General features: G+C 44.4%; 26 protein-coding genes. 7 read left to right on the top strand and 19 right to left on the bottom strand.

Annotated elements, in window-relative coordinates:
* Positions 1-289: 289 nt before the first annotated feature.
* Entirely contained in the window at positions 290-2101 is a 1812-nt protein-coding gene (gene typA / locus AAEY93_RS13875; protein WP_351077665.1) for a translational GTPase TypA, read from the bottom strand.
* Positions 2102-2580: 479 nt separating this feature from the next.
* On the opposite strand from typA, the gene glnA reads away from it, so the two are divergent.
* The 3 genes from glnA (at position 2581) to AAEY93_RS13860 (ending at position 5504) form a co-directional block, all read left to right on the top strand.
* On the top strand, positions 2581-3990 hold the full coding sequence (glnA, locus tag AAEY93_RS13870) for a glutamate--ammonia ligase (RefSeq protein ID WP_101033104.1): 1410 nt from the start codon (positions 2581-2583) through the stop codon (positions 3988-3990).
* A 288-nt stretch (positions 3991-4278) separates the two neighbouring features.
* On the top strand, positions 4279-4815 hold the full coding sequence (locus AAEY93_RS13865; RefSeq protein WP_124013177.1) for a type II secretion system protein: 537 nt from the start codon (positions 4279-4281) through the stop codon (positions 4813-4815).
* A gap of 218 nt (positions 4816-5033) precedes the next feature.
* On the top strand, positions 5034-5504 hold the full coding sequence (locus AAEY93_RS13860) for an Lrp/AsnC family transcriptional regulator (RefSeq protein WP_124013178.1): 471 nt from the start codon (positions 5034-5036) through the stop codon (positions 5502-5504).
* A 100-nt stretch (positions 5505-5604) separates the two neighbouring features.
* Here the strand turns inward: AAEY93_RS13860 and AAEY93_RS13855 are convergent, their stop codons facing one another.
* The gene (locus tag AAEY93_RS13855) at positions 5605-6252 is read right to left on the bottom strand and encodes a DUF2959 domain-containing protein (protein ID WP_101033101.1); all 648 of its coding nucleotides are present in this window, start codon (positions 6250-6252) and stop codon (positions 5605-5607) included.
* A gap of 47 nt (positions 6253-6299) precedes the next feature.
* Positions 6300-6524 carry a hypothetical protein gene (locus AAEY93_RS13850; RefSeq protein ID WP_101033100.1) on the bottom strand — a complete coding sequence of 75 codons (225 nt, stop codon included), beginning with the start codon at positions 6522-6524 and terminating at the stop codon, positions 6300-6302.
* 105 nt (positions 6525-6629) lie between these two features.
* On the opposite strand from AAEY93_RS13850, the gene AAEY93_RS13845 reads away from it, so the two are divergent.
* The 4 genes from AAEY93_RS13845 (at position 6630) to AAEY93_RS13830 (ending at position 9381) form a co-directional block, all read left to right on the top strand.
* Complete coding sequence (locus AAEY93_RS13845; protein WP_101033099.1) at positions 6630-7595, top strand: virulence factor BrkB family protein; 966 nt, start codon at positions 6630-6632, stop codon at positions 7593-7595.
* Positions 7596-7655: 60 nt separating this feature from the next.
* Complete coding sequence (dtd, locus tag AAEY93_RS13840) at positions 7656-8093, top strand: D-aminoacyl-tRNA deacylase (RefSeq protein WP_124013179.1); 438 nt, start codon at positions 7656-7658, stop codon at positions 8091-8093.
* A 50-nt stretch (positions 8094-8143) separates the two neighbouring features.
* Positions 8144-8638, top strand: a complete 495-nt coding sequence (locus AAEY93_RS13835) for a thioesterase domain-containing protein (RefSeq protein WP_124013180.1) — start codon at positions 8144-8146, stop codon at positions 8636-8638.
* A gap of 149 nt (positions 8639-8787) precedes the next feature.
* Complete coding sequence (locus AAEY93_RS13830) at positions 8788-9381, top strand: FMN-dependent NADH-azoreductase (protein ID WP_124013181.1); 594 nt, start codon at positions 8788-8790, stop codon at positions 9379-9381.
* Positions 9382-9784: 403 nt separating this feature from the next.
* Here AAEY93_RS13830 and AAEY93_RS13825 read toward each other — a convergent pair whose 3' ends face one another.
* The 16 genes from AAEY93_RS13825 to AAEY93_RS13750 are packed head-to-tail and all read right to left on the bottom strand — an operon-like array spanning position 9785 to position 25304.
* Positions 9785-11011, bottom strand: a complete 1227-nt coding sequence (locus AAEY93_RS13825; RefSeq protein WP_101033095.1) for a beta-ketoacyl-ACP synthase — start codon at positions 11009-11011, stop codon at positions 9785-9787.
* Positions 11008-11733, bottom strand: a complete 726-nt coding sequence (locus AAEY93_RS13820; protein ID WP_351077655.1) for a 3-ketoacyl-ACP reductase FabG2 — start codon at positions 11731-11733, stop codon at positions 11008-11010. The genes AAEY93_RS13825 and AAEY93_RS13820 overlap by 4 nt, the downstream gene beginning before the upstream one ends.
* A gap of 48 nt (positions 11734-11781) precedes the next feature.
* A complete protein-coding gene (locus AAEY93_RS13815) occupies positions 11782-12273 on the bottom strand; it encodes a hotdog family protein (protein ID WP_101033093.1) in 492 nt (163 codons plus the stop codon).
* A gap of 4 nt (positions 12274-12277) precedes the next feature.
* A complete protein-coding gene (locus AAEY93_RS13810; RefSeq protein ID WP_124013182.1) occupies positions 12278-13480 on the bottom strand; it encodes a beta-ketoacyl-[acyl-carrier-protein] synthase family protein in 1203 nt (400 codons plus the stop codon).
* Positions 13481-13536: 56 nt separating this feature from the next.
* Positions 13537-14151 (bottom strand): DUF3261 domain-containing protein, encoded by a 615-nt coding sequence (locus AAEY93_RS13805; RefSeq protein ID WP_351077651.1) that lies wholly within the window; start codon positions 14149-14151, stop codon positions 13537-13539.
* Complete coding sequence (locus tag AAEY93_RS13800) at positions 14144-15406, bottom strand: NAD(P)/FAD-dependent oxidoreductase (RefSeq protein ID WP_101033091.1); 1263 nt, start codon at positions 15404-15406, stop codon at positions 14144-14146. Before AAEY93_RS13800 ends, AAEY93_RS13805 begins: the two co-directional genes overlap by 8 nt.
* Positions 15407-17806 (bottom strand): MMPL family transporter, encoded by a 2400-nt coding sequence (locus AAEY93_RS13795; protein WP_351077647.1) that lies wholly within the window; start codon positions 17804-17806, stop codon positions 15407-15409.
* Positions 17806-18609 (bottom strand): outer membrane lipoprotein carrier protein LolA, encoded by an 804-nt coding sequence (locus AAEY93_RS13790; RefSeq protein ID WP_351077644.1) that lies wholly within the window; start codon positions 18607-18609, stop codon positions 17806-17808. Before AAEY93_RS13790 ends, AAEY93_RS13795 begins: the two co-directional genes overlap by 1 nt.
* The gene (locus tag AAEY93_RS13785; protein WP_101033088.1) at positions 18609-19040 is read right to left on the bottom strand and encodes an acyl-CoA thioesterase; all 432 of its coding nucleotides are present in this window, start codon (positions 19038-19040) and stop codon (positions 18609-18611) included. Before AAEY93_RS13785 ends, AAEY93_RS13790 begins: the two co-directional genes overlap by 1 nt.
* The gene (locus AAEY93_RS13780; RefSeq protein WP_351077640.1) at positions 19041-20603 is read right to left on the bottom strand and encodes an HAL/PAL/TAL family ammonia-lyase; all 1563 of its coding nucleotides are present in this window, start codon (positions 20601-20603) and stop codon (positions 19041-19043) included.
* Positions 20604-20607: 4 nt separating this feature from the next.
* Complete coding sequence (locus AAEY93_RS13775; protein WP_351077637.1) at positions 20608-22500, bottom strand: glycosyltransferase family 2 protein; 1893 nt, start codon at positions 22498-22500, stop codon at positions 20608-20610.
* Positions 22497-22889, bottom strand: coding sequence for an ApeI family dehydratase (locus tag AAEY93_RS13770; protein WP_101033085.1), 393 nt, complete (start codon positions 22887-22889; stop codon positions 22497-22499). Before AAEY93_RS13770 ends, AAEY93_RS13775 begins: the two co-directional genes overlap by 4 nt.
* Positions 22882-24249 (bottom strand): AMP-binding protein, encoded by a 1368-nt coding sequence (locus AAEY93_RS13765; protein WP_124013188.1) that lies wholly within the window; start codon positions 24247-24249, stop codon positions 22882-22884. The genes AAEY93_RS13770 and AAEY93_RS13765 overlap by 8 nt, the downstream gene beginning before the upstream one ends.
* Positions 24242-24793: a COG4648 family protein gene (locus AAEY93_RS13760; RefSeq protein WP_101033083.1), complete on the bottom strand. Its 552-nt coding sequence runs from the start codon at positions 24791-24793 to the stop codon at positions 24242-24244. Before AAEY93_RS13760 ends, AAEY93_RS13765 begins: the two co-directional genes overlap by 8 nt.
* A complete protein-coding gene (locus AAEY93_RS13755; protein WP_101033082.1) occupies positions 24793-25041 on the bottom strand; it encodes an acyl carrier protein in 249 nt (82 codons plus the stop codon). The genes AAEY93_RS13760 and AAEY93_RS13755 overlap by 1 nt, the downstream gene beginning before the upstream one ends.
* An 8-nt stretch (positions 25042-25049) precedes the next feature.
* Positions 25050-25304, bottom strand: a complete 255-nt coding sequence (locus AAEY93_RS13750) for a phosphopantetheine-binding protein (protein WP_101033081.1) — start codon at positions 25302-25304, stop codon at positions 25050-25052.
* Between the last annotated feature and the right edge of the window lie 23 nt (positions 25305-25327).

The raw sequence follows: 25327 nt of genomic DNA, 5'->3' as shown, positions 1-25327 counted from the left end.
GCGTGACTTCGTCACTGTTAGTGTTGTCGCTTCGCTGTTAGGGCGTGACTTCGTCACTGTTAGTGTTGTCGCTTCGCTGTTAGGGCGTGACTTTGTCACTGCTAGAGTTGCTTAGCTGCTAGGCTGTTGACTTTATAGCCTCTAGCCGCGAAGCGTACTAGCAGCGCAGCGTTCTAGGCTCTTTCGCTTTTAGCCTGTATATACTAGGCAACAAAAAGCCCAGATGCAGGCATCTGGGCTTTTTAGGTATCAAGAGTAGCAAATGTAATCTGCTACAGTTTAATACTGATTAACTGCGGTTATGACGCTTACGTTCGTTTTCAGTTAAGTATCTCTTACGAACACGAATATTCTTAGGGGTCACTTCAACTAATTCATCATCATCGATGAACTCAAGAGCTTGCTCAAGAGTCAGTGTAATCGGAGTCGTCAATACTTGCGCTTCATCAGTACCTGATGCGCGCATGTTAGTTAGCTGCTTACCTTTGAGACAGTTTATTGTCAAATCGTTAGAGCGAGCATGGATACCAACTACTTGACCTTCATACACTTCAGCCGCGTGGCCAATAAACAAACGACCACGGTCTTGTAAAGTAAAGAGTGCGAACGTTAGTGACTTACCTGTTCCGTTTGAAATCATTACGCCGTTAGCACGTTGACCAATATCGCCACCTTTGTGTGGACCGTAGTGATCAAATGAATGATAAATTAGACCCGTACCCGATGTTGAGGTTAAGAACTCAGTTTGGAAACCAATCAAACCACGGCTTGGGATAATAAAGTCAATACGGACACGACCTTTACCATCAAGCTGCATATCTTTCATTTCAGCTTTACGAATACCTAATTTTTCAATTACGGTACCTTGATGACCTTCTTCAACGTCAACCGTTACCGTTTCGTATGGTTCATGTAGCTCACCATCGACGGTTTTCAGAATAACTTCTGGACGCGATACAGCTAATTCGTAGCCTTCACGACGCATGTTTTCAATTAAAATCGATAAGTGTAATTCACCACGACCTGATACACGGAAACGATCTGGACTGTCAGTTTCTTCAACACGAAGTGCGACGTTGTGAACTAATTCAGTCTGTAAACGCTCAAGAATGTTACGTGAAGTCACATACTTACCTTCTTTACCCGCGAACGGAGAAGTGTTTACTTGGAACGTCATTGTTAGTGTAGGTTCATCAACAGTCAACGGCGGCATTGCCTCTACGGCACCCACTGCACAGATAGTGTCAGAGATCTTAAGCTCGCCTAAACCGGTAATCGCAACGATGTCACCCGCATTGGCAATGGCAACTTCATTACGTTCTAGACCCATGTAACCTAATACTTGGCCCATTTTACCGTTACGAGTCTTACCGTCAGCGCCAATAATAGTCACTTGTTGGTTAGTCTTAACGTTACCACGGTTGATACGGCCAATACCGATAACACCCACGTATGAGTTATAATCGATTTGAGAAATTTGCATTTGGAATGCCGCTTCCGCATCAGCGTCAGGGAAAGCCACTTTCTCAACGATAGTTTGAAACAGCGGCGTCATATCATCGCTAGCTACATCTGGATCTAACGTTGCAAAACCATTTAATGCAGAAGCATAAACGATTGGGAAATCTAATTGTTCGTCAGTGGCACCTAAGTTAACGAATAAATCGAATACTTGGTCAATAACCCAATCTGGACGAGCACTTGGACGGTCAATTTTGTTGATAACAACAATTGGCTTAAGGCCTTGAGCGAAGGCTTTCTTGGTTACAAAGCGAGTTTGTGGCATTGGACCATCAACTGCGTCAACCAACAATAATACTGAATCGACCATAGATAGAACACGTTCTACTTCGCCACCGAAATCGGCGTGGCCAGGAGTATCTACGATGTTAATACGGTAGTCGTTCCACTGGATGGCAGTATTCTTTGCCAGAATGGTGATCCCACGTTCTTTTTCAAGATCGTTAGAATCCATAACCCGCTCAGTAGCTTCTCCACGAGATGCAAGGGTTCCTGACTGCGCCAACATTTTGTCTACCAGGGTTGTTTTGCCATGGTCAACGTGGGCAATAATGGCGATGTTACGTAAATTCTCTAGCACGGATAAACCTCTAAACCATCAAAAAAAAAAGGGAGCTAACAGAAGCTATTTATTATTACAGCTACTGTAAAAAAGCGTGCCATTCTACTTCACAGCAGCTTTTGTAGATAGGATTATTTTTGAACACATGTAAATCTTTCGTTTACTAAGCCTCAAAAAACAGTATAAAACGTTTATATATTAAACATAATCGAGGTGTGATGCAAAATGTGGCATGATTAAAACACCAGCATTAACATGACGCACTATTATGGACTTTTGCACTATGATGAAACATAGTAATGCACGTCATTGGTGCAAAATCATAATTTAGAAGATGAGGGAACGTTCTCATCTTCATAAAATCAACTAGTTAACGAACTGGCATGAATATCGCTTCACTGCTGTTATTATGTAAATATTCGTTTTGCAGATGCATCATCTGGCGAATACCAAGATTATATTAAGGGACAACCCTTTACCCTACCGGAGGCTTGAGAATGTCAGTTGAATCAGTTTTAAAACAACTAGAAGAGTTAGAAGTTAAGTTTGTAGACTTACGCTTTACCGACACTAAAGGTAAAGAGCAGCACGTTTCTATCCCATCTCACCAAGTAAATGAAGATTTCTTTGAAGACGGCAAAATGTTTGACGGTTCTTCAATTGTAGGTTGGAAAGGCATTAATGAATCTGACATGGTGTTAATGCCAGATCCAACGACTTTTGTGTTAGACCCTTTCACGGAAGAAACGACCGCACTTATTCGTTGTGATATTTTAGAACCGGGTACCATGACAGGTTATGATCGCGATCCTCGTTCTATTGCCAAAAAAGCCGAACAGTATCTTATTTCTACTGGCATTGCTGATACCGTATTGATTGGTCCAGAGCCTGAATTCTTCATATTTGACGATGTCCGTTTTGGTACTGATATGTCAGGTTGTTTCGTGAAGATTGACGCTAAAGAAGCTTCATGGAACTCAGCTAAAAGCTATGAAGAAGGCAACACCGGTCATCGTCCAATGGTGAAGGGGGGTTACTTCCCAGTTGCGCCAGTTGATTCGTCACAAGACTTACGCTCTGCAATGTGTTTAGTACTTGAAGAAATGGGTCAAGTGGTTGAAGCGCATCACCACGAAGTGGCCACAGCTGGTCAAAATGAAATCGCAACACGATTCAATACATTGACTAAGAAAGCTGACGAAATTCAAATCCTTAAGTATGTTGTTCATAACATGGCTCATGCTTATGGCAAGACAGCGACATTTATGCCAAAACCAATCGTGGGTGACAACGGCAGTGGCATGCACGTGCATCAGTCTTTAGCTAAAGACGGGGTAAACTTATTCGCTGGTGATAAGTATGCTGGTTTGAGTGACCTTGCGCTTTACTACATTGGCGGCATCATTAAGCATGCTCGTGCATTGAATGCATTCACTAACCCAAGCACAAACTCTTACAAGCGTTTGGTACCGCATTTTGAAGCGCCTGTGATGCTTGCATATTCTGCACGTAACCGCAGCGCGTCAATTCGTATTCCAGTGGTACCAAGCCCTAAAGGTCGTCGTATCGAAGCGCGTTTCCCTGATCCACATGCCAACCCATACTTAGCGTTTTCGGCATTGCTAATGGCCGGTCTTGACGGTATTCAAAACAAGATCCACCCAGGTGAAGCAATGGACAAAGATCTGTATGACTTGCCTGCTGAAGAAGCGGCTGAGATCCCACAGGTTGCGACTTCATTAGAAAACGCACTTGAAAATTTACAAGCGGACCATGAGTTCTTGACTAAAGGTGGCGTGTTCAGCGAAGACTTTATCCAGTCTTATATTCAGCTTAAAACAGCAGAATCTGAACGTGTAGCGCGTACGACTCATCCGCTTGAGTTTGAAATGTACTACAGCTTGTAATTCTTGAATCGAATTGCATAGGCAAGCAAGTAATAGAAAAACCCGGTAATTGATTATCGGGTTTTTTTGTTTCTGAGCTAAAAAAGATAACAAGTTTATTAAGTTGTTGTGGCGGCGGTTGCATTTATAGACAGATGTGCATAATGTATTGCCGATAGAAAATAAGCTCCTTTTATTCACCTAATTAATCGACTTAGCTCGCCTACTAATCCGAGTTGAGGTTAACTAACGTTATAAAAGGGATATAGAGACAGTATCCTATTTGGCTTAAGGAAATTTGGGTTGAGGGTGACAAGCGTAGTAAACCATGGGCATTTTTCGTGGCGTAAACAGCAAGGTTTTACCTTAATAGAACTTGTTGTGGTAATTATTATTTTAGGCATTCTTGCTGTTATGGTCGCGCCCCAATTTATAGGGTTAAAAAGCAATGCTTATGCGAGCACGATGCAAGGCGTAGCTGGTGCAATTAACAGCAGTAAAACATTGGTTTATTCAGCTTGCACAATCAGTACTGATTGTGATGAAACGGCGGCAGCAGGTACGGGTAATGGCCTTGGTAACAGTCTGATTGTACTGGGCCAATCAATCACCTTAGCTTATGGATATCCGCGCCATACTGGTGCTGGAATAGCTCGAATGACCAATATTGCCGACATCAGTGATGGTGGTGAGTTTATTTTAACAACCTATACCGATTCTGGACGTTCAGGTCTTCGTATTCGGCCTAACGCAGAATATGCCGCCAATAAATGTGAAATTCGTTATTCCCAGCCTCAGGCCGTGGGTCAAACTCCGCTAGTTGAAGTGTATATTGATCAGTGTTAGCGCCTGCTAAACTCAGACATATAGTTACTTTTATCTCTATTATTGTGACGCTATCAATGTGATTGTGGTTGATGTTGTGCAGTTTCTAGACTCTATAGAGCAAAAGTGTGACAGACCATCTCATTGAATAAATTGATAGTGTGGTAAATTTGTAGAGGATTTCACTCATAAATATGATATTTATAACACTAATCACTCACTAAAAAGCGACTTGTTCAATGGATAAGAAAGACCTCAAGCTATTAGAAATCTTACAACGTCAGGGCCGAATGGCTATTTCTGAATTAGCCGATAAGGTTAATATGTCAGATACTCCTTGTTTACGACGAGTAAAAAAGCTTGAACAAGATAAAGTGATTTTGGGTTATGGTGCGCAGGTTGATCCTCTTAAAGTGGGGTTGAATATTGTGGTTTATACCTCGGTACGCTTAACAGAACATACTGATCAGTCGACAGCATTATTTGAATCAACCATGGCACCACTACCTCAAGTGATGGAATGTGCTGTGATAACCGGAGCCTATGATTATTTGCTCAAAATAGTCGCCAAAGACCTAGTTTCCTATGAACAATTTATCAAGAAATCACTCGGTAACCTCAAGTTTGTCGCCAGCATTGAAACTACAGTGGTTTTGAAGCAAATATTTAGCCGTACGGCTTTACCTGTGGACCAGTCGCCGATTGACTAAGCACATTACTATAAATCCCCAAAAGCAGCTCCTAGGCCGTCATAGACTATAACAGCATAGGTTACCGCTAAGGGCGTTACTTGATATAGGTAGGTAAGGTTTAACCTTGTTCCATTGAGGCAATAAACTGATTCGATTCGGCAATCGATTTGTTCATTTCGTTAATCAGGCTGGAAATATCCGTCTGTAAATTGGCAAATTCGCCTTTAATTGCGCCAATGGCTTGTGCGTTTAGGTTATGTTTTAAATACAGCATATTGTCTTTCATCGCGGTTAAAATCGGTGGCATTTTGGCTTCTGCCCGACGCATACTTTTGACTAGCGAGTAATATGACCGCTTGGTCTTGTTGAGCGTATTGGTGCTGTTACGGCGTAAACTGGCTTTACTTATCTCTTCGATTTCAGTTTGCCATTCGTCAAATAATGCTTCAGCGACATCTTCAACTTTTTCAATACGGCGACTGACTTCATCTGCCGCTGACTGCGCAGATTCATACTCATCTTTTGCTTTGTTATAGGCATCGTCTAAATCACCACCATCAAACGCCAATAGAGCCTGCATTTCTTCCAAAGCAGAACTAAATTGCTCCTGAGCTTCTTGTTGCGACTCTTTAGCACTTTGCACTCTATCGACCATGATGTCGCGCTTGTGATAGCCAACTTTTTCCATTGCACCGTAATAGGCACTTTGACAGCCGCTCAACAGTAAACTGCTACTTAATAGCGCCAGTGATATCCATTTTTTCATCAATGTGTCTCTTTTATTGTCTGAGGCGAAAAGTGACCTCGTTGAGGTTAACTGCCTGATTTAAATTTTGCTGCGTCGATGATGCTCCATAAATGGAATAAACCACCGATAATGGCTGGGATGACCAACACAAAAAAGAAATAGCAAACGGCAGTAATGCAGAAGAATAACAAAGCCGCTAAAATACGCCCTTGTAAAAGCTGACCTAAGCCCGGGAAAAAAAAACTAGCGACAGCAGCGAGCACATTGCCCGCCGAACCTTGTTGTGACATCAATTTGCTCCATTGTTCGATGACTAATATGTTATAACATTGTACGAAGTTAGTGACTGAATACAAACGTTATCTCCCCTAACGTGGCAAGAAAGAAGGATTATTATGCCCAAAAAGTTTGATTACAGCCCGATTGTGGCTTTTTTTAGCGGGGTTTGGCAGTTTCTACGCCATCTCAAACAACGGCTTACTGAAGACCAAATCAATATACGAGCAGGTCATTTGGCTTATGTGACCTTGTTGTCACTGGTGCCTATGGTGGCCGTTACTATGTCTATGCTATCTGCGTTTCCGGTGTTTAAAGGCATTCGCGGTAATATTGAAGGATTTATTTATAATAATTTTATACCTGCTGCGGGTGATACGGTTCAAGTGCATATTAATGAGTTTGTGGCCAATGCATCTAAAGGGACCTTTGTGGGTATTGTTGCGTTAGTGTTCGTTGCCATTATGCTGATTTCTGCTATCGACAAAGCACTGAATAACATTTGGCGGATCACTGAACAGCGCTCTTACGTGGTGTCATTTTCGATGTACTGGATGGTATTGACGCTTGGCCCTGTTCTTATTGGTGCAAGTTTGCTGGCAACCTCATATGTGGTGTCATTAGAGGTGGTGACGGGTAGTGAGTTGTCTGGATTAGTTCCGAGGATTATTGAGCGTCTGCCATTGCTGTTTTCTGTTGCATCGATATTGCTTTTATATATGGTCGTGCCGAATAAGAAAGTGCATTTTTTACATGCCTTATTGGGGGCCATTGTTGCGGCGGTATTATTTGAAGCGGGTAAAAAAGGCTTTGCGTTTTACGTGACTCAATTTCCGAGTTATGAAGCCATATATGGTGCGCTGGCAGTGATCCCTATTTTGTTTGTATGGGTGTATTTATCGTGGATTATTGTATTACTTGGGGCAGAAATTACTGCGGCATTACCAGAATATTTAGGCAGTTTGGCTGTTATCGCTGACGACCTAAAAGCCGAAATATTTACTGAGCCTAAAGATGATCATATTAATAATGTGGATGATCAGCGGGTGGTGAGTAAATCGGTATCGTCATCTGATAAGTATTAGGAGTGATCGTGATTAGTTTATCCAATAATTGTCACCCAATAGTCTATTTTTAGGGCCGTTATGATTGCATTAATTCAACGTGTTAAACGCGCATCCGTCTCGGTAGATAGCACGATAGTCGGCAAAATTGACCAAGGCTTGTTAGTATTACTAGGTGTAGAGCGTGAAGATAATATTGAGAAAATGGTTAAGCTAGCCACAAAAGTCATTCGTTATCGGGTGTTTAGTGATGAAAATGGCAAAATGAATCTTAATCTGGCACAAGTCGCCGGACAGTTACTGGTGGTGTCACAATTTACCTTGGTAGCCGATACCGATAAAGGCTTAAGGCCCAGCTTTTCGAGCGCAGCAACCCCTGAGCAAGCCGATCGTCTCTATCAGGCGTTTGTGGACTATTGTCGTCAACAAGGGGCCATTACTGAAACCGGCCAATTTGGTGCAGAGATGCAGGTTGAGTTGGTCAATGACGGTCCTGTGACCTTTAATTTACAAGTATAAAGTGTATCTGTTGTGTATGGTCCACTCGTTGTCATCAGAGGGATATTGCTATGTTCGATTTGTCATTGACCGAAGCACAATCAGATGCCGAGGTCAGCGCATTATTACAGACTTTGTGTGAAACTTGGCACAATACCATCCCTGCCAGTAAGTTTATGCAGATTACACCAGTATTGTTTAATGGTGATAGCTTACAGGTCACAGCGCCTATTGCTCCCAACATTAATTTACATCACACCATGTTTGCGGGCAGCATCTATACCTTAATGACATTAACCGGATGGGGAATGGTGTGGTTACAGCAGCAATTATCTCAAGCACATGGCGACATTGTATTAGCTGATGCGAAAGTAAGGTATTTAAAACCGGTTACTAAACAGCCTTATGCCAAAGTCATTTGGCCTTATACCGATTTGACTCCATTAACCCGTGGTCAGCTAGTGAAAATCACCTTAGAAGTGGCTCTGTATTGTGATGAGATTATGTGCGCCACGTTTACCGGACAATTTGTATCGTTTCCGCCAAAGATTGTTAGCTCAGAGTAGATAATTAATGGACGGGTATTACTTTCTGTTTTATCGAACGTAACTGCAAAATTATTGCGCTATTTTTCTTTTTTATAGATCAATATACTCATTTCATTGGTCAGGCGCATAGCCATGTGACCCAACAAACAGATGGGTGAGAATTAACAATGGCAAAAGTATTAATTTTAAAATCAAGCATTCTAGGCAGTTATTCACAATCTTCAGCATTAGTGGACTATTTACATCAGCAATGGAGCCGTAAAGGTGCGCAGATCACCGTGCGTGATTTAGGCAGCCAACCCGTGCCAATGTTAGATGGTGAACTTGCTACAGGTTTACGCGGTGGTGAGGATCTTTCTGAGCGTCAATTATCAGCACTCGCGCTATCGAACGAATTAGTGGCTGAAATTAAACAGCATGACAGCATTATTATTGCAGCGCCCATGTACAATTTCACCATTCCTACGACGTTAAAAAATTGGATTGATTTCATCGCTCGTGTAGGTGTGACGTTTAGTTATACTGCAACAGGACCGGTTGGCTTAATTGAAGGTAAGCGGGCGATTATTGTTACCACTCGCGGTGGCGTCCACAAAGATGGTGCAACTGACCATGTGGTGCCTTACCTAACGACATTATTAGGTTTTATTGGGATTAACAATGTGGAAACGATTTATGCAGAAGCCTTAAATATGGGCCCTGATGCTGCAGAAGCCGGCATTAGCCAAGCTAAGCTTGCTATCGATGAACTTTCACTTTAATTAATTCATACCCAAACGACCTCGAAATGCAGGATTGTGCATGTCCATAAGTGACAGAGTTCAAGGGTCTAAGAATAGGGCGCCTGCGGCTGCTAGAGCGAGCTTCGGTCTGCTAGGGACAGCTTCGCGGCTAAGATTTTATAGCATCTAGCCGCGCAGCGTCCTAGAACCTTGGAATAGTGATATTAAAAAGGGAATAACCATTCTCTTCAATCACTGCCTTGTTCAGTTATCCTACGGGAGCCCTGAAACGAGCATGTTGAAGTGGCTTGGGTATATACCGTTACTTAAATAAAGTTCTCTGCTTAAAAACTTAACGCTTAATGAGACTTTAACGTTTCATTAAGCGTTTTTTTATGTCGGATTTTACTCTTATTGGCAAATTACTGACTCCCCGTTGCCATTAATGCCAGCGTTTAAAAATCAATGAAGTATTAATGCCCCCAAAGGCAAAATTATTGCTCATGACATAGTCTGTATCGATAAGGCGGATATCGTCTTTAATGTAATCGAGCGGGGCGCATTGTGGGTCAATATTGGTGAGGTTGAGTGTTGGCGCAAACCAGCCTTCGTTCATCATTTCAATACTGGTCCACGCTTCCAATGAACCACAGGCACCTAAGGTATGACCGGTGTAACTTTTTAGTGATGAAATCGGCGTATTCGTGCCAAATACAGCATGGGTAGCGGCGGTTTCAGCGATGTCACCGCGATCGGTTGCGGTGCCATGGGCACTAATATAACCAATGTCTTGTGGCGTTAACGCGGCATCTTTTAAGGCTAAACGAATCGCCACTTCCATGGTTTTTGCATTGGGTTGGGTCACGTGTTGTCCATCTGAATTGGTTCCAAAACCAACCAGTTCAGCATAAATTTTGGCGCCACGGGCTTGAGCGTGCTCAAGCTCTTCTAATATAAGAGTACAAGCACCTTCACCTATCACTAAACCATCACGTTGACTGTCAAATGGGCGTGGTGTTTGAGCTGGCGTATCATTTTTGGTGCTGGTAGCAAACAAAGTATCAAATACCACAGCTTCGGTAGGACAAAGTTCTTCAGCGCCACCCGCTAACATAATGGTTTGCATACCATATTTAATCGCTTCATAAGCGTAGCCAATACCTTGGCTCGCAGAAGTACATGCACTGCTGGTAGTATGGACTCGGCCTTGTAAGCCAAAAAACACGCCAATATTTACGGCCGTAGTGTGGGCCATCATGCGGATATAGCTGGTAGCGGTTAACCCTGACATATCGCCGGTTTTTAACATATCGCCAAATCCCATTATCGGATCGGTACTGCCAGTTGATGAGCCGTAAGCCACGCCTACTTGGCCAGAGTTAACAATAGGATCATTTAACAGACCAGCATCTTCAAGCGCGAGTTCACTGGCGCGAGTGGCCATCATGGAGACTCGCCCCATTGAGCGAATTTTTTTACGTGAATAGTGTTTAGGGAGAACAAACTCGGTCACAGGCGCGGCAAGGCGAGTATTTAACCCTGGGTAGCGATCCCATTCATCCATTTGAATGACGCAGTTATGTTTAGCGAGTAGGCTGGCTTTAATTTGCGCCCAGTCCTGACCCAATGCACAAATTCCCCCCATGCCTGTAACGACAACACGCTTCATATCATGCCTCCGTTAACTGAAATCACTTGGCGTGTAATATAGGCGGCATCGTCTGACAATAAAAAGTTAGCAAGGCCGGCTATTTCACTGGGTTTACCCATGCGCTTCATCGGCACCATTTGGTTGACCATATCGGTTGAAATGTCCGTCACCATGTCGGTTTCAATTAGCCCTGGGGCGATACAATTAACGGTGATTTTTCGTTTTGCCAACTCAAGTGATAGGGCTTTGGTTGCACCAATAATCCCCGCTTTTGAGGCGCTGTAATTCACTTGACCACGGTTACCTGCGATGCCTGACACTGAGGCGAGAGTGATAATACGTCCGCCTTTACGAGCTTGAACCATAGGCATAACCGTAGGATGAATAACATTATAAAAACCATCAAGGTTAGTGTGAATGACACTGTCCCATTCGTGTTCAGTCATGGCTGGAAAAGCGGTGTCGCGGTTGATACCTGCATTGAGAATAACGCCATAATAGGCTCCGTGTTCGGCAATGTCAGTTTCGATAGCAAGCTTAACTGCCTGACGGTCAGCAATATCAAATTGCAGTAAACTGACCTGAATACCCAGATCTAATAAGCTTTTTTGTACTTGTGCGGCGGCAACATGATTGCTGTGAAAGTGCAGCGCAATATCAAAACCATTCTCGGCTAATTTAATTGCGATGGCTTTGCCTATTCCTCGGCTTGAACCGGTAACTAATATTCTATTATTCAAAATGTCTCTCCGTGATTGATTCGAGGAACTCAAATGGGGATAAAAAGGTTAGTTATTAACTTGGCTGTTATTAATATAGGTTTGGGTATCTTGGGGTTGAAATACATTGACATTGGCTTGTGCCACTAAGGTATCTTGATGATAAATATGGCAATCAAATACCGCTAACCCCGACTCTTCTTGATATAACCTGGTGACTTGAGTGCGATAAGACTCACCTAAGGTAAACGTGTCTATGTGCATTTGTAGCTTGCGAGTGCCGAGTAAAAAACCGACTCGGATACCTTCGTGATCGAGTCGTGCCTCTACACCGGCTAATGCTGCAATGCTTTGGGCCATATATTCGATGCCCACGTAATTAGGAACACCATTGAGTTGGCGGTCAAAATAGGCACTGTCTGGGCGAATATGGGTTTCAGTGATCAAGCTGTCTGGATAGTGCTCTAACAGGTTATCAATCAAGATCATCGGCGCGCGATGCGGAATAAAAGTACTGATGTCTTGCGCTAACATAGCGGCATTTGCTGTGCGTGTTGGCATGAAACTAGGCATCCTTTCGACAAAAAATCAGGCTGGCATTACTGCCACCAAAGGCAAATGAATTACTCATAATGAAATTGAGCTGACTTAACCCAGTATTACTGTTGGCATTGACCAGCGCTATGTGCGGGTCGTTATCATCAAACTGACCATCCCAGATATGAGGTGGTAGGCGCTTGCTATGATTAAGTGGACTTAATAATAAATAGCAAAAAGCGGCCTCAATCGCACCCGCAGCCCCTAAGGTATGACCGGTAAGCGGTTTGGTTGAACTGCATGGGGGTAATGATTGGCTAAATACTGCTGTTATGGCTCGTGATTCCATCGCATCATTTTTAGGGGTAGCGGTGCCATGTAGATTGACATAATCAATTTGCTGCGGCGAAATATTCGCCGCGGTTAAGGCTTGTTGCATGGCGGCAATCGCGCCTGTTCCTTCTGGGTGTGGTGCCGAAATATGATGTGCATCGGCAGACTCACCAACCCCGGCCAACATCACCTCACTTTGACCACGTTCTAAGGTAAATAACGCCGCGCCTTCACCAATGTTAATTCCATCTCGATGGCGACTGAACGGATTACAATGGCCTTTGGATATGGATTCTAATGCGGCAAAGCCATTAACGGTTAACTGACACAAACTGTCTACGCCGCCAACAATCACCATATCGCAGAGATCTGCATTGAGTAATCGCTGTGCACTGGCAAACACTTTGGCGCTCGATGAACACGCAGTCGAGACGGTATAACAAGGGCCAGAGAGTGCAAATAACTGCTTTAGATAATCACTGGTACTGCCCAATTCCTGTTGCGAGTAATGGTAGCTCGGGGGAAAATGCCCATGTTCAAGTTGGTATTTTAACGCGGCTTCGCCTTTGGAAATACCCGAGGTGCTTGTGCCTAACACCACCCCGATACGATCTGCCCCAAAACGTTGTTTGGCTTGTGCTATCGCAGGGACGAGTTGTTGTGCCGCGGTATTTAATAAGCGATTATTACGACACGTAAACAGACTTAAATGATCAGCAATATCGATTAAGCGTGTCTCATCGATGCAACCCACTATGGTAGGGGCATTGAACAATAGATTATCGCGCCATTGCATGGCACTGATATCACCCTTAATGAGGCGTGGCAGCACCTCTTCTGGCGAGTTCCCTAAAGGTGTACACAATCCGATGTGAGTTATTGCTATGCGACTATTCATACTTGGTTTTATGGCCTATTTATTACTGTCTGTTTATGACTAGGGTAGAGCTCTGACTATTCAATTGGAGTGATTTTTATGTGAATATCAGCGGCGTCGATGTCAACGTTCACTTGCGCTAACCATGGATCTATATTGCTATACGTTAACCTCATTAACTCGCCATTAGCATCCAGCAGTTGCTTACATAGCCCCATATTACAGGGTTTAATCATTAATTCACCGCCACTTAAGTGGCGATTGACTTGCTCCGTTGGCCAGTAAATTATCTGCATTATCGCCATTAAATATTCCGCTTTAAACTGCTCACCCAATAACAGACTTTGCTGACTTTGCAGGGTTTGCCCATCGTACACTAGTGTGAATAGCGCTTGCCCAAGAGGCGCTAATCCTACTAACGTCATCCGTTGTGGGTTGAGTTCAAGCTGGGTTAATAACTCATGGCTATCTTGCCCACGGGTAAAGTTAACCATTTGAGTTAAATTAATGTCTTGATGAGCATCAGTTAATACCGTCGAGGTTGGACTTAAGCAATATTGTGCTTCACCCGTGAGAGGGACACAAGTTTGCCGCACGATTTGCTGGCTGCAAGCGGTTAATAAGCTTAGTAGAAGCAGGGCCACAATACGGCGTGATAATAAATCAATAAAATGCTCGAATAGGTTAAGCAATATTGGGCTCCTGACATAACTCGACAATGGTGTTGAGGCGTCGCTCAGACTCTTTCACAAACGGATTACTCATGTCCCAAGCGTAGCCCGCTAAAATTGAGCAAATCATTTGTTTAATCTTGCTGTTGGCTTGTTGATAGAAAATGACATCTTGAAAACGTCCATCATACCAAGCTTGGACATAGGTTCTAAAGGTGTTTACCCCTTGCATTAATGGCTCTGTATACTCGGTATTCCAGTCAACGGTTTGACCGTTAAGTTGCTTATTTACACTGGCTACTGCCATTGATGCTGACTGCATTGCAATCGTTACCCCTGATGAAAATACCGGGTCAAGGAATTCTCCAGCGTTGCCCAGCAAAGCAAACTTGTTGGTTGCTAAGGTGGTGACATTGGCCGAATAACCTTTCAATGTGGCGCAAGGTTGAACAATATTAGCGTTAGCCAGTAAGCGTTGTAGCTCTGGTTCTTCATTCACTATCGCTAACAGTTGTTGTTCTAGGGTACCGGATAAATGTTGCAGTAAATGAGGCTCCGCCACCACCCCAATGGAGCAACGGTTATGGTTAAAAGGGATTAACCAGTACCAAATATCCTTATGCTTTGGGTGAACGCTAATGAGGATCTTATTACGATCAAAGCTGGGATCGCTGATGTTGTCTTCAATGTGGGTAAAAATAGCACTTCGAGGCGGCAGGTTTGACGGCTGTTCTAGGTTCAACAATCGTGGTAGTACTCGACCAAAACCACTGGCATCAAGCACAAATTTAGCGTTAACTTGATATTGCTGACCTTGTTCATTCGTTACCGTTAAGCGAGGGTTTTCAGTAAGATCAATATTATCGACTCGATGACCAAAACGAATATCGACCCCTTGACCGATTGCTGTGTCTGCCAATAGTTTATCAAAATCAGCCCGCTGAACCTGAAAGGTAGTGCTTGGGCCAGGGGTAAATTTGTCATTAAAATCAAAAGTGGTATAGCGACCTTGGTGGCGAAATGCGGCGCCATTTTTAAACTGAAATCCAGCCTGATTAACCGCTTCTAACATGCCGGCTTGTTCGAGAAACTGCATGCAACAAGGCAGTAAGCTTTCGCCAATTGAAAAACGTGGAAAATGCTGTTTTTCAATAACAATAACCTGATGACCTTGCTGGCGTAATAGGCTTGCAGCAATAGCGCCTGAAGGGCCTGCGCCAATGATGGCAACGTCGACGTCCATGTTGCTGACTGTATGTGTTTGACTGCTTAACATTTACAGTGTTTTCCTAGTGATAAATGAAATAAACGGTGCCAGTAAGAATGCAAAACTGATCCCAAAAAGAAGTGTTAATCCAAAAAAGTGAATCGCATTAGTTTGACTGAGCGCCAATAAACCAAAAGCCAATAGCGTTGAACAGGCTGACATAAAGATTGCCATCATCACACCGCGACTGGTGTGTTTCGCCTCGGCAAAAAACAGGCTGTAATCAATCCCGATCCCTAACACCAAAATAAGTGCTAATGCGTGAAACAAACTGATGCTCGAGCCGACAAGCCCTAAACACGCGAGGGTGAGCAGTACTGATAATGCCGGTACCGCCACGATGGCTAACGCCAGCTTAATGCCATATTTAATGCTAAACAGTAGGCTTGCTAACACAAAGACCCACACTAATAGCTGTAATGTCAGTTGGCGATACTTGCCCATTAAAGCCGATATACCCCCGACTTTATCGATTAAACGCACTTGGCCTAAAGACCAGTTTTGGTCAGTGAGTCGTTGCTCGAGGGACACTAACGAGTGTATGCCACCTAGCAACACAATTGCACCATATTGCTCGGTGTTGTCTGTGGTCGATATTGCGCCAAGCCATAGGGCATGTAAATCATCATTAGCTTGGGCTAACACCCTTTTTGGCGTTAACCATTGTGTTGTAGCTTGGTCGAGTTGTGCAAGCAAGCTGGTCTTTATGCTGTCATTTAGGCCCATCTCGGTGATGATTTCATCTAAATGTTGCTGATAGAGCTGTTGTTGTAATTGATAATCGTGGCGCTGACGCGCAATGCTGGGCATAAAGCGACTCAGGCTAATGGCCTGGCTTAACTCGCCATCGGCAACGGCCTTATCAAGTACGGGGACCAGTTGCTCTAATGTTTGCAATAATGCTTGTTCGTTGTGGCTGCTGACCAAAATAAATTGGTTGTCTGTGCCGCCGCTGAGCAGCTGTCTGAGCTGGTTTTCTTCGCTGGTGATGGCAGCAGGGCTTTGCTGTAATTGGCGAATATCATCGTCGGTGTCAGCTTGTGATAAGCCCAAAAATAATATAGCCGTTAAACCAATCAGCAGTGCCGCGATGGCGACTTTTTGCCACAATCGACTCGGTATAAATGTGCGTTGCAATACGGTCAGATAACCTTGGGCTAGGGTTAATCCGCGGGTGGGTTTAAGCCCATGGTTGCCCAGCAATGGAAACACCAGTAACAAGGTTAGGTAAGCACCCATTAACCCCGCGGCGCAAAATACCGCCACTTGTTGCATCCCCGGGAATGGCGTAAACCCTATGGCGACAAAGGCACTGACACTGGTAACAAGGGCGAGGGTGAGCGCAGGGAAAATACGCGTTAATGTGTCACTGGCGTTGTCATTGGGGTGAGCTTGTTTTTCGCAGTAAAAGTGGAAGCTGTAATCAATGGCTACACCAATTAAGCTGGTGCCAAATACCAGTGTCAGTAAATGCAGCTCACCAAAAAAACTTAAGGTGGCGACAAACGCAAACACCACCCCAGAGGTTAAGGTCAGTAGCGCGGCAAATAACGGCATCATAGATCGAAAGGCCAACCAGACTAATAAGATAATCCCCAACATGGAAATTAAGCCAATGCGGCTGATTTCTTGTTTGGCTGATTCTGTGGCAGCAATGGCATGAAAAAGTGCCCCAGCCTTGAGAAAGCTCACCTCGGGATAGTGCTGATTAATTTGGCTAAACGCAGATTCTAATGCTTGCATTTGCTGTTGCTGAGCGGTCGGGCTAAAAGCACTATCACGGCCTTTGGCCATGACAATCGCAGCTACACCGTCTACGGTATCTGTCAGTAAAACCCCTTGTTGGCTGCGCAGCGCACTGTTGGGCGATAACGCCAGCAAGTTAGCCGGAAACATCAATAACGGATCATTGCTGAGCAGTTGACTGTTAGCAAAACCAAATGCGCTATAAAGTTGGCTTTGGGCAGCGTTAAGCAATTGGCGCCAATGGCCTGTTTCAATGGCGTGTGCTTGTTCAGGCGTCAGTAAGCCAAAACGATGTTCGAAATACACTTTAGCCAAGTCTTGCAGATGATCATCCGCGCCGCTACGAATGGCGGTAAAGGGCTGTTGAGTCTGTTGTTCAAGGGATATCATCAGTTGCTTGGCTGCGCTGATAGCTTGGCTGTCGTTGTTGGCAATAACGGCAATGTACACTTGATTAGCGAGTTGCTGTTCTACCTTGTTTAATGCTGTTTCGGTGAGCTTATCTTGTTGTAAATGCGGCAGCATAGCCAAAATGTCAGTCTGAATATGCGCGCCTTGCTGCCATTGCAAAAGGCCTGTGGCTAACATTGCCAGCAGCAATACTATCCATAAGGCAAACCGCCCAATGGGCGATAATATGGCGCCAAGCGATCTTGGTATCATTATTGAACGGACTCATTGCCAAGGCTAAAAAGCGCCAGTTCGCTTACACTGAGCGGCCCTTGCTGGGGATCGATAAATTGAATTTGGGTATAGTCGCGAATATCCGCCTGGCTACTTGTCATGATTAATGAGCGTAACTGAGTGTCGCCACTGAGGGTTATGTTGCCCATGGACGCTTGCACTTGAGGATCTTTAGCTTGCAAGCCGAGTTGCCATGACGCATTTTTTGGCGTTTTTGCTGGCATAAACAAGGCAAAATCAGCACTTAAAGCATCGATATCGCCCGCCATAATGGCTTGTAATAAACGCGGTAATTGCTGCGCGATGGGGTTGCCACTGACCGCAGCGTTAAGTTGTTGCACCTTGCCTTGGCTGTTTTGCTGGATCAACTGCTGATCTTTTAACACCATTAAGGTGCTGAACGGCCGCTGTTGTTGCCATACTAATCCCTGCGCCGGACTAAAAATAAATTGCCCTTGGCTGAGCAAGGGCTTTTTTAGCACCTGTAAGTGGCGCAGCTGAATAAACTGCCCTCTAGTATCAAGTTGTAAATTTAATTGCTGAGCTAGAGCCCTGAGGGCTTCTGTGGTAGCTGGTTGACTGTACAAAGTCTGAATATCAGCTAATTGCTCTTTGGTCAGAGCTTGAGTCAGAGGTTGGGGCTTTGCTTGTGTCCGCTCTGGAGTCAGTGTTTGATTGTTGCTTGCTGGCGGACGTTCATTGGCCGAGACTATGCCAATATGCAAACAGAGCACTATAACGAGACGACTGACCCGAGCAAACATTCCTTTGCGAGTATTCATTAAGCTTGGCTCGTATCAAGTAATGGGCGAATTTTTTGCAGGAACACTTCTGGGGTGACAAAGCATAATTCTTGGGTGGCAATCTCAACGGCTGCCTGAATGGTATAGCCTTTAGTGATCCGCACATTGGTTTGGGCATCGAAAACTTGATAATTAATACGTAGGCGATTTTCCCACTCAACAATGGCCGCAATGACTTTGATTTTTTGGTCAAAGGTGCTGCTTTTAACATACTTTACTTGCACATCGACAATGGGCCACGCATAACCGGACTCTTGCATAGTGCGATAGTTATAACCGAGTTTATCCAGCAATAGGCAGCGCACCACTTCAAAGTAGCGCAAATAATTGCCATGCCAAGTGATGCCCATCGAATCGACATCGTGAAACGGGATCACCATTTCCATTTCGGTGAGTAATAATCCTTTCATTTAGCACACCTCCCACTGACCTAGTTGAATTTTTTCGACAGTTTGACGCAGTACCGCTTCTAGGGGGCGGTCTTCGGTAAGCAGTTCAAAATCTTCGCTGACTTGGGCTAAAGTAGTGGCCAAAGAGGGGGTTAATGAACTTGCATCGAGTTCTTGCTGCATTATACGCAATTGGATCCCCTGGCTCATGGCCAATAATGCTGCGGCGGCGACTTGCTCTGTGAGTTGCAGTATCCGCATGCAATCACGTGCGGCAATAGTCCCCATACTGACTTTATCTTGATTATGGCATTCAGTTGAACGTGAAAACACGCTGGCGGGCATAGTGTTTTTTAACGCTTCAGCAGTCCAAGCGGATACGCCAATTTGTACCGCTTTAAAACCATGGTTAATGGCGCGGCGTTCGCCTTCTGCAGCAGACAAATTAGCCGGTAAACCATTATTAAATTTAGGGTCCATGACTAAGGCCATTTGGCGATCAATTAAGTCGGCTATATTGGCCACGGCATTTTTCATCGCATCCATGGCAAACGCGATGTGGCCGCCATAAAAGTGACCGCCATGGAGGATATGTTCACCTTCAGCATCGACAATAGGATTGTCGTTGGCACTATTGAGTTCGGTTTCAATAAATTGGCGCATAAAGGGCAGGGCATCTTGCAGTACGCCAATAATGTGCGGCGCACAGCGAATTGAATAGCGGTCTTGTAAACGATCTGAGTTACGAGGGTGCACATGATGATTTAAGTCTTCACGGATCCAGCTGGCTATCTGGTTTTGTCCTGGGTGGGGCTTGGCGGCAAATAAAATATCATCAAAATGGTTTGCGTTACCCTTGAGCGTTAACGACGCCATGGCCGTAATTCGGCTTGATAAGCGGGTTAAGTACTGGGATCTATCGAAGGCTAAACACGCTAGCGCAGTCATCACCGCAGTGCCATTCATTAAGGCTAGGCCTTCTTTAGGGCGCAAGGTCAATGGCACCATACCGAATTTGAGATAAACATCTTTGGTCGCTTGACGTTTACCTTGGAACATCACTTCTCGTTCGCCAACCAATACAGCAGCAAGATAAGATAATGGGGTTAAATCACCGCTGGCGCCGACCGAGCCTTCTTGAGGGATCACCGGAGTAATATCATTGTTTAATAGCCATTCGATGCGTTGCAGCAGTAGATAACTCACACCTGACTTGCCCATAGCCAAGGAGTTTAAGCGGCAAGCCATAATGGCGCGGGCTTGCATTGGGCTAAATACATCGCCTAAACCACAACCATGAAACCGGGTTAAGTGCAGTGGTAATTCGTGAACTAAGTCTAGGCTGACATTCACGGTACATGAGTCGCCGTAACCTGTGGTGACACCATATACCACACCCTCTTCATGCAGCAGGCTGTCAATAAAGCGAGCGCCTTTTTGGATATATTCAACATAGTCGGCAGTATCAGCCACCTTGACCGCGGCGCCTTTGGCGATAGCCACTACTTGCTCAAGACTAAGATAGCTTTGGCCTAAATGCACTGTGCTATTGGCGGTTGATGACGGTGAAGAAGTGTGGCTCATTGAATTAGTTATCCTGACGGGGTGACGTTGTGCTGTTATTGGGTACAGTACTTGAACTAGGTGCTGTACTTGAATTAGGTGCTGTACTTGAATTAGGTGCAGTACTTGAATTAGTCGCTGTACTTGAATTAGGTGCAGTACTTGAATTAGTCGCTGTACTTGAATTAGGTGCTGTACCTGGGCGTGAAACAGGACGAGTAATCAATTCATCTCTACGCCAAAAATCGAAAAAGTTAAACCATTGCATCGGAGCCTGTAGGGCAAAGTGCGCTAAGCGTTGGCTATATTGGCTCATGGCGTCGGTTAAGCGTTCAATTCTGCCTGCTCGTGGACCTTTTAAGCTGTCGCTTAGATGTTCTACATGTACTTGATAACGCCCATGCTGGCGAATACAAAATAAGCTGTAAACAGGGCAGTCGAGTAAGCTTGCTAAAATAAATGGCCCTTGTGGAAACGCAGCATCTTGGCCTAAAAAGGGCAAATAGGTGACGCGACCTTGGCTGCTAGACGAGGTGCGGTCCGCGGCAATAACCACCATTTCACCTTGATCAATTTTTTGCTGCAGTAACATGGCGGTACTGGGATCAAGCTCATTGACATGGATTAAGTTAAGACTACTTTGTGGATTAAGCTGCTGCAGTACCTTGTTAAAATTTTCAGCGTGTTGGGTTAGCACCATCACATTCACTTTCACCTTTTGCTGGTGGACAGAGATAGCGCGACACAATTCCATATTGCCTAAATGCGACACAATCAATACTGCACCTCGACCTGTGGCCACTTGGTCTGCGAGTATTTTTCGGTCGTTAAAGTCGACTTGCTCTAGATTAATTCGGTCGCACCAAGCATCCATTCTATCGAGGGCGGCATTGCCAAAGGCAAAGAAATGTTTAAGGCTATCGCGCCAATTAACCTCGCTACTGAGATTAGGGTGATGAGGTTGTAGCTGTTGAACGCGGCGTAAAAAATCCAATGATGCGTGTCGAGCCGTCGATCCCGTTATGAAAAAATAACAAATTACCGGATACATCATTGCCCGGCACAGCCAATGCCCGCCAAGACGATAGCATTCAGCTAACAGTTTGATGCCCCAAAAACTGCCACGCTCTGTCATTGTCGACCAATGTTTTTGCGACTGAGCTTGCTCTGGTGGTGGATCTTTTTGCTGTAAAAGTTGTTTGCTGATAATGCGCGGCAGGCGAGCGAGCATGCCAAAAAATAACCGGGTGTGCATCCAGCTGATCCGCACATTATCTTGCACGCCTTGGAAGTGACTGATGCCATCTTCAGGATAGATCACTTTAGTTGGCACATGAATGACTGGCGTACCCTGCCAGTGCAGTCTGACCATAATTTCAATATCAAAATCCATCCGCTCACCCAAAGCTTGCTGGCTGAATAACTGTTCAGTAGCCGCTAATGGATAGACCCGAAAACCACACATAGAATCTTGAATGTCAAAACTCAAGGTTTCAATCCATACCCACAAATGGGTGAGGTAACGCCCGTATAAACGGCCTTTAGGCACGGACTCATCATAAATCGGCTGGCCAGATATTAATGCCTGTGGGTGCTGTTCGCAGCTCGATATCATTAACGGAATATCGTCTAAATTATGCTGCCCATCGGCATCAACCTGTAATGCATGGGTGAAACCATCGCGGTAAGCTTGGCGCAGACCGCTGGTCACTGCCGCACCTTTACCGCGATTAAAAGGATGGCTGATGAGGGTTACCCAGCTAAATTTGTCCGCCATAGCTTGCAATACATAGCGGGTTTCATCTTGGCTACCATCATCAACTAGATAACAGGTCAGGTTGAATTTTGCCAACTTGGTTAGGGTTTGTTCAATGGCGATATGATGATTGTAGTTGGGGATAACCAAGGTCAATTTCATGGGTTACTCTCAATGGCAGTCGGCGCAGCAGTGACCAACGCGGGTTTGACCACAATGCGCCCAGAAGAGAAACGTTTATCTTGATCGCGATAACTGAAAATCAGTTTTGCTTTTTGGACTTGATGTTCAATCACCAAATCAACATAGGTGTCGGGTAATATGAGTTGTTGAAACTTAAGCACTTCTAATGTGGCAATAGTGGCTGAATAACCAAATGCCTCACAGCCAAGTTTGACCGCCCAATCCAATTGGGTAACCCCAGGCAATACGGCTTGCTGAGGAAAATGACCATTAAAAAAGGCTAAATCTGCGCTAACAAATAAACGCCATTGATAGAGATTGTTACCGCCTTGATGGCTAACAATATGGGGTAATTCTGACTTAATCATGACTAAATAAGGCTATAATTTCTGCTTGAGTACGCTTGCCTTGGCTGTTGAGTGGCAAGTGTGCAGGATAACGCCAGCGTCTTGGTAAGGTGATGCGCTCAAACTGGCTTAATAAGTGGTTTTTCAACGCATTATTGAGCGCTAATTTCCCTTCCGCTTCGAGTGTTTTAAGGCCTAATTCGCTTAAGCATATTGCCGCACCTAACATGGTACGCGGTTGTTCTAATACCGTGACGGCCGCTTCGCGAACAAAAGGATGGGTTTGCAGTAAATGCTCCACTTGGGCTAATGACAAACGTTTTTCTTCAATTTTCACAATGCGATCAAGGCGATGTAATAAACGGAACTGGCCATCAGTTAACAGTTCAATTTTATCATCGCACCTCAGCCACTGGGCCTGATTGTCTAAATAAACTGACTGCAACATCAAAGCCCCGTCTTGGGGATCTATATCAATGTTGACTTGGGTAAAGGCTTGCCATGGTTGCAGTGGTTGCTGCTGGCGTCGATAGGCTATACCGCCGGTCTCAGTACTGCCAAATATTTCGATTGGCAATTGATAAAAACATTGCTTAACCGCCTGGGCAGCATCAAAATTTAATGGTCCACCAGAACTGAAAATTAAGCTTGGAATGCGTTGTTGCTTTTGGTTATCAAGCGCATCAGGTAAGCGAGTCAATTGAGCGGGGCTACTGATCAAACACAAATTTGGCATGATGGCCAGGTAGTAGCTAAGGGTTTCTGGAAAGTCGATTTGTTCACTTAAGAAAGCTCGGCTCGCGGCCAAAGGCCACAGAACTTTAAATAATAAACCGTAGATATGTTGATGCGAAACCGTCGATACCACCGAGCAATGAGGTAAATGTTCGGCAAAGGTTTGTTCAAGAATACTGACTTCGGCATCGAGTTGCTGCAGCGTTTTTTTGACGGCTTTGGGCTGGCCGCTACTACCAGAGGTGAATAAGATTAATTCACCTAATGATTCTGATTTAGGCCATTTCGCTGCGGGTAAACTTAATTCTTTTTTGAGCGCAATATACTCACCCACTTCACATAAGGGCGTGTCGGCAATAATGGCATCAAATTCGTGGTTGAGTTGACTCAAGGTACCACTTTGGGTGTTGGCGGGTAATATTACTTGTTTACCGGCTAACAAGGCCGCGCATAAGCCTGCGGCAAATAAGTCGCTGTGCTTGGCTGCAAGCAACCAACGCTTAGCAGCACTTTGGGTCAGTTGAGCATGGAGGTGGGCAACGTGCGCACAAAACAATGATCCCGTCATGATGTCATGATGGTCAAAGCTTATCAGCTGCTGTGAGGCAGGCCCTGTGGATAACCAATTGAGTAAAAGCTTATTCATGTTTTTTCAACCAAAAACGACGATAAATCCATTCACCACTGAGTAGCATACCCATAAACAGATAGGCGATCAGTCCGTTGTAAAGTGTCCATATTTCAATGCTTGTTGCTATGGCGGTATAGGTCGCCACTGCACCATTAACAATAAATAACCCACACCAAAGTTTGGTAATGGTTTGTAAGTATGGAATAGCAGAGTCTGGTAAATCAGGCTCTTTTAAGCGTGCTAAGCGCTCAATCATACTTGGGCCATTAATCAGTGAGTAACCAAATAATCCTAACATACTCAGGTTTATCACCACCGGATAGTATAGTAACCAGTCGTTACGCTGAGCAATAAAACTGGCTGCGGTTAATCCGATGCCAATCAGTATTGGCAGTGTCATGGATTTCACTTGTTGCTTAGTGACCATAAACCGCATCAATAATAACAAACAAAGCAGCAAAGCAATGGTGCCCGGTGGTAAATACTGCAATCCAAAGTACACTGCTAAAGGATAAGCAATAATGACTAAAGTAGTAATAATCTGCAGGATTAACCGCATTAGCTTTTAATTAATCCTTCAATGGCGTTCACGACATCATCGACTGTGCGAACGGTTTTAAATGCCTCAGGTTGAATTTTTCTACCGGTACGCTGTTGCAATTTAATCACCAAATCAACCGCATCAATACTATCTAAATCAAGGTCTTTATACAAAGAAGCTTCTAGAGTGATATCGGCCGCATCTATTTCAAAATCTTCAACTAAAATGGCGCTAAGCATTTCGAGAATTTGTTCACGATTTTGCATGCAGGCTCCTAAACACGTTGAGATTCAATAAAGCTAGCTAAGCTAGCAACACTGAAAAAGTGTGCAGTAGTCGCATCAGAATTTGCTTCAATTTTGATATCAAATTCTTTCTTAATGGCCAAGCCTAATTCGAGTGCATCGATCGAGTCTAAGCCTAGACCGTCACCAAATAAGGCTGCATCGGTTTCGATATCATCGACAGTGACATCTTCTAGATCTAAGCAATCGATGATCAGTTGTTTTATTTGATTGTGTAAGTTCATTTTTTTGTTTTTCTTATAAGTAT

The sequence above is a fragment of the Shewanella sp. CAL98-MNA-CIBAN-0140 genome, from assembly GCF_040309905.1.
Taxonomy (GTDB): Bacteria; Pseudomonadota; Gammaproteobacteria; order Enterobacterales; family Shewanellaceae; genus Shewanella; species Shewanella psychromarinicola.
Note: the sequence above shows the minus strand (reverse complement) of the source record. Positions and strands in the feature narration are given on the sequence as shown.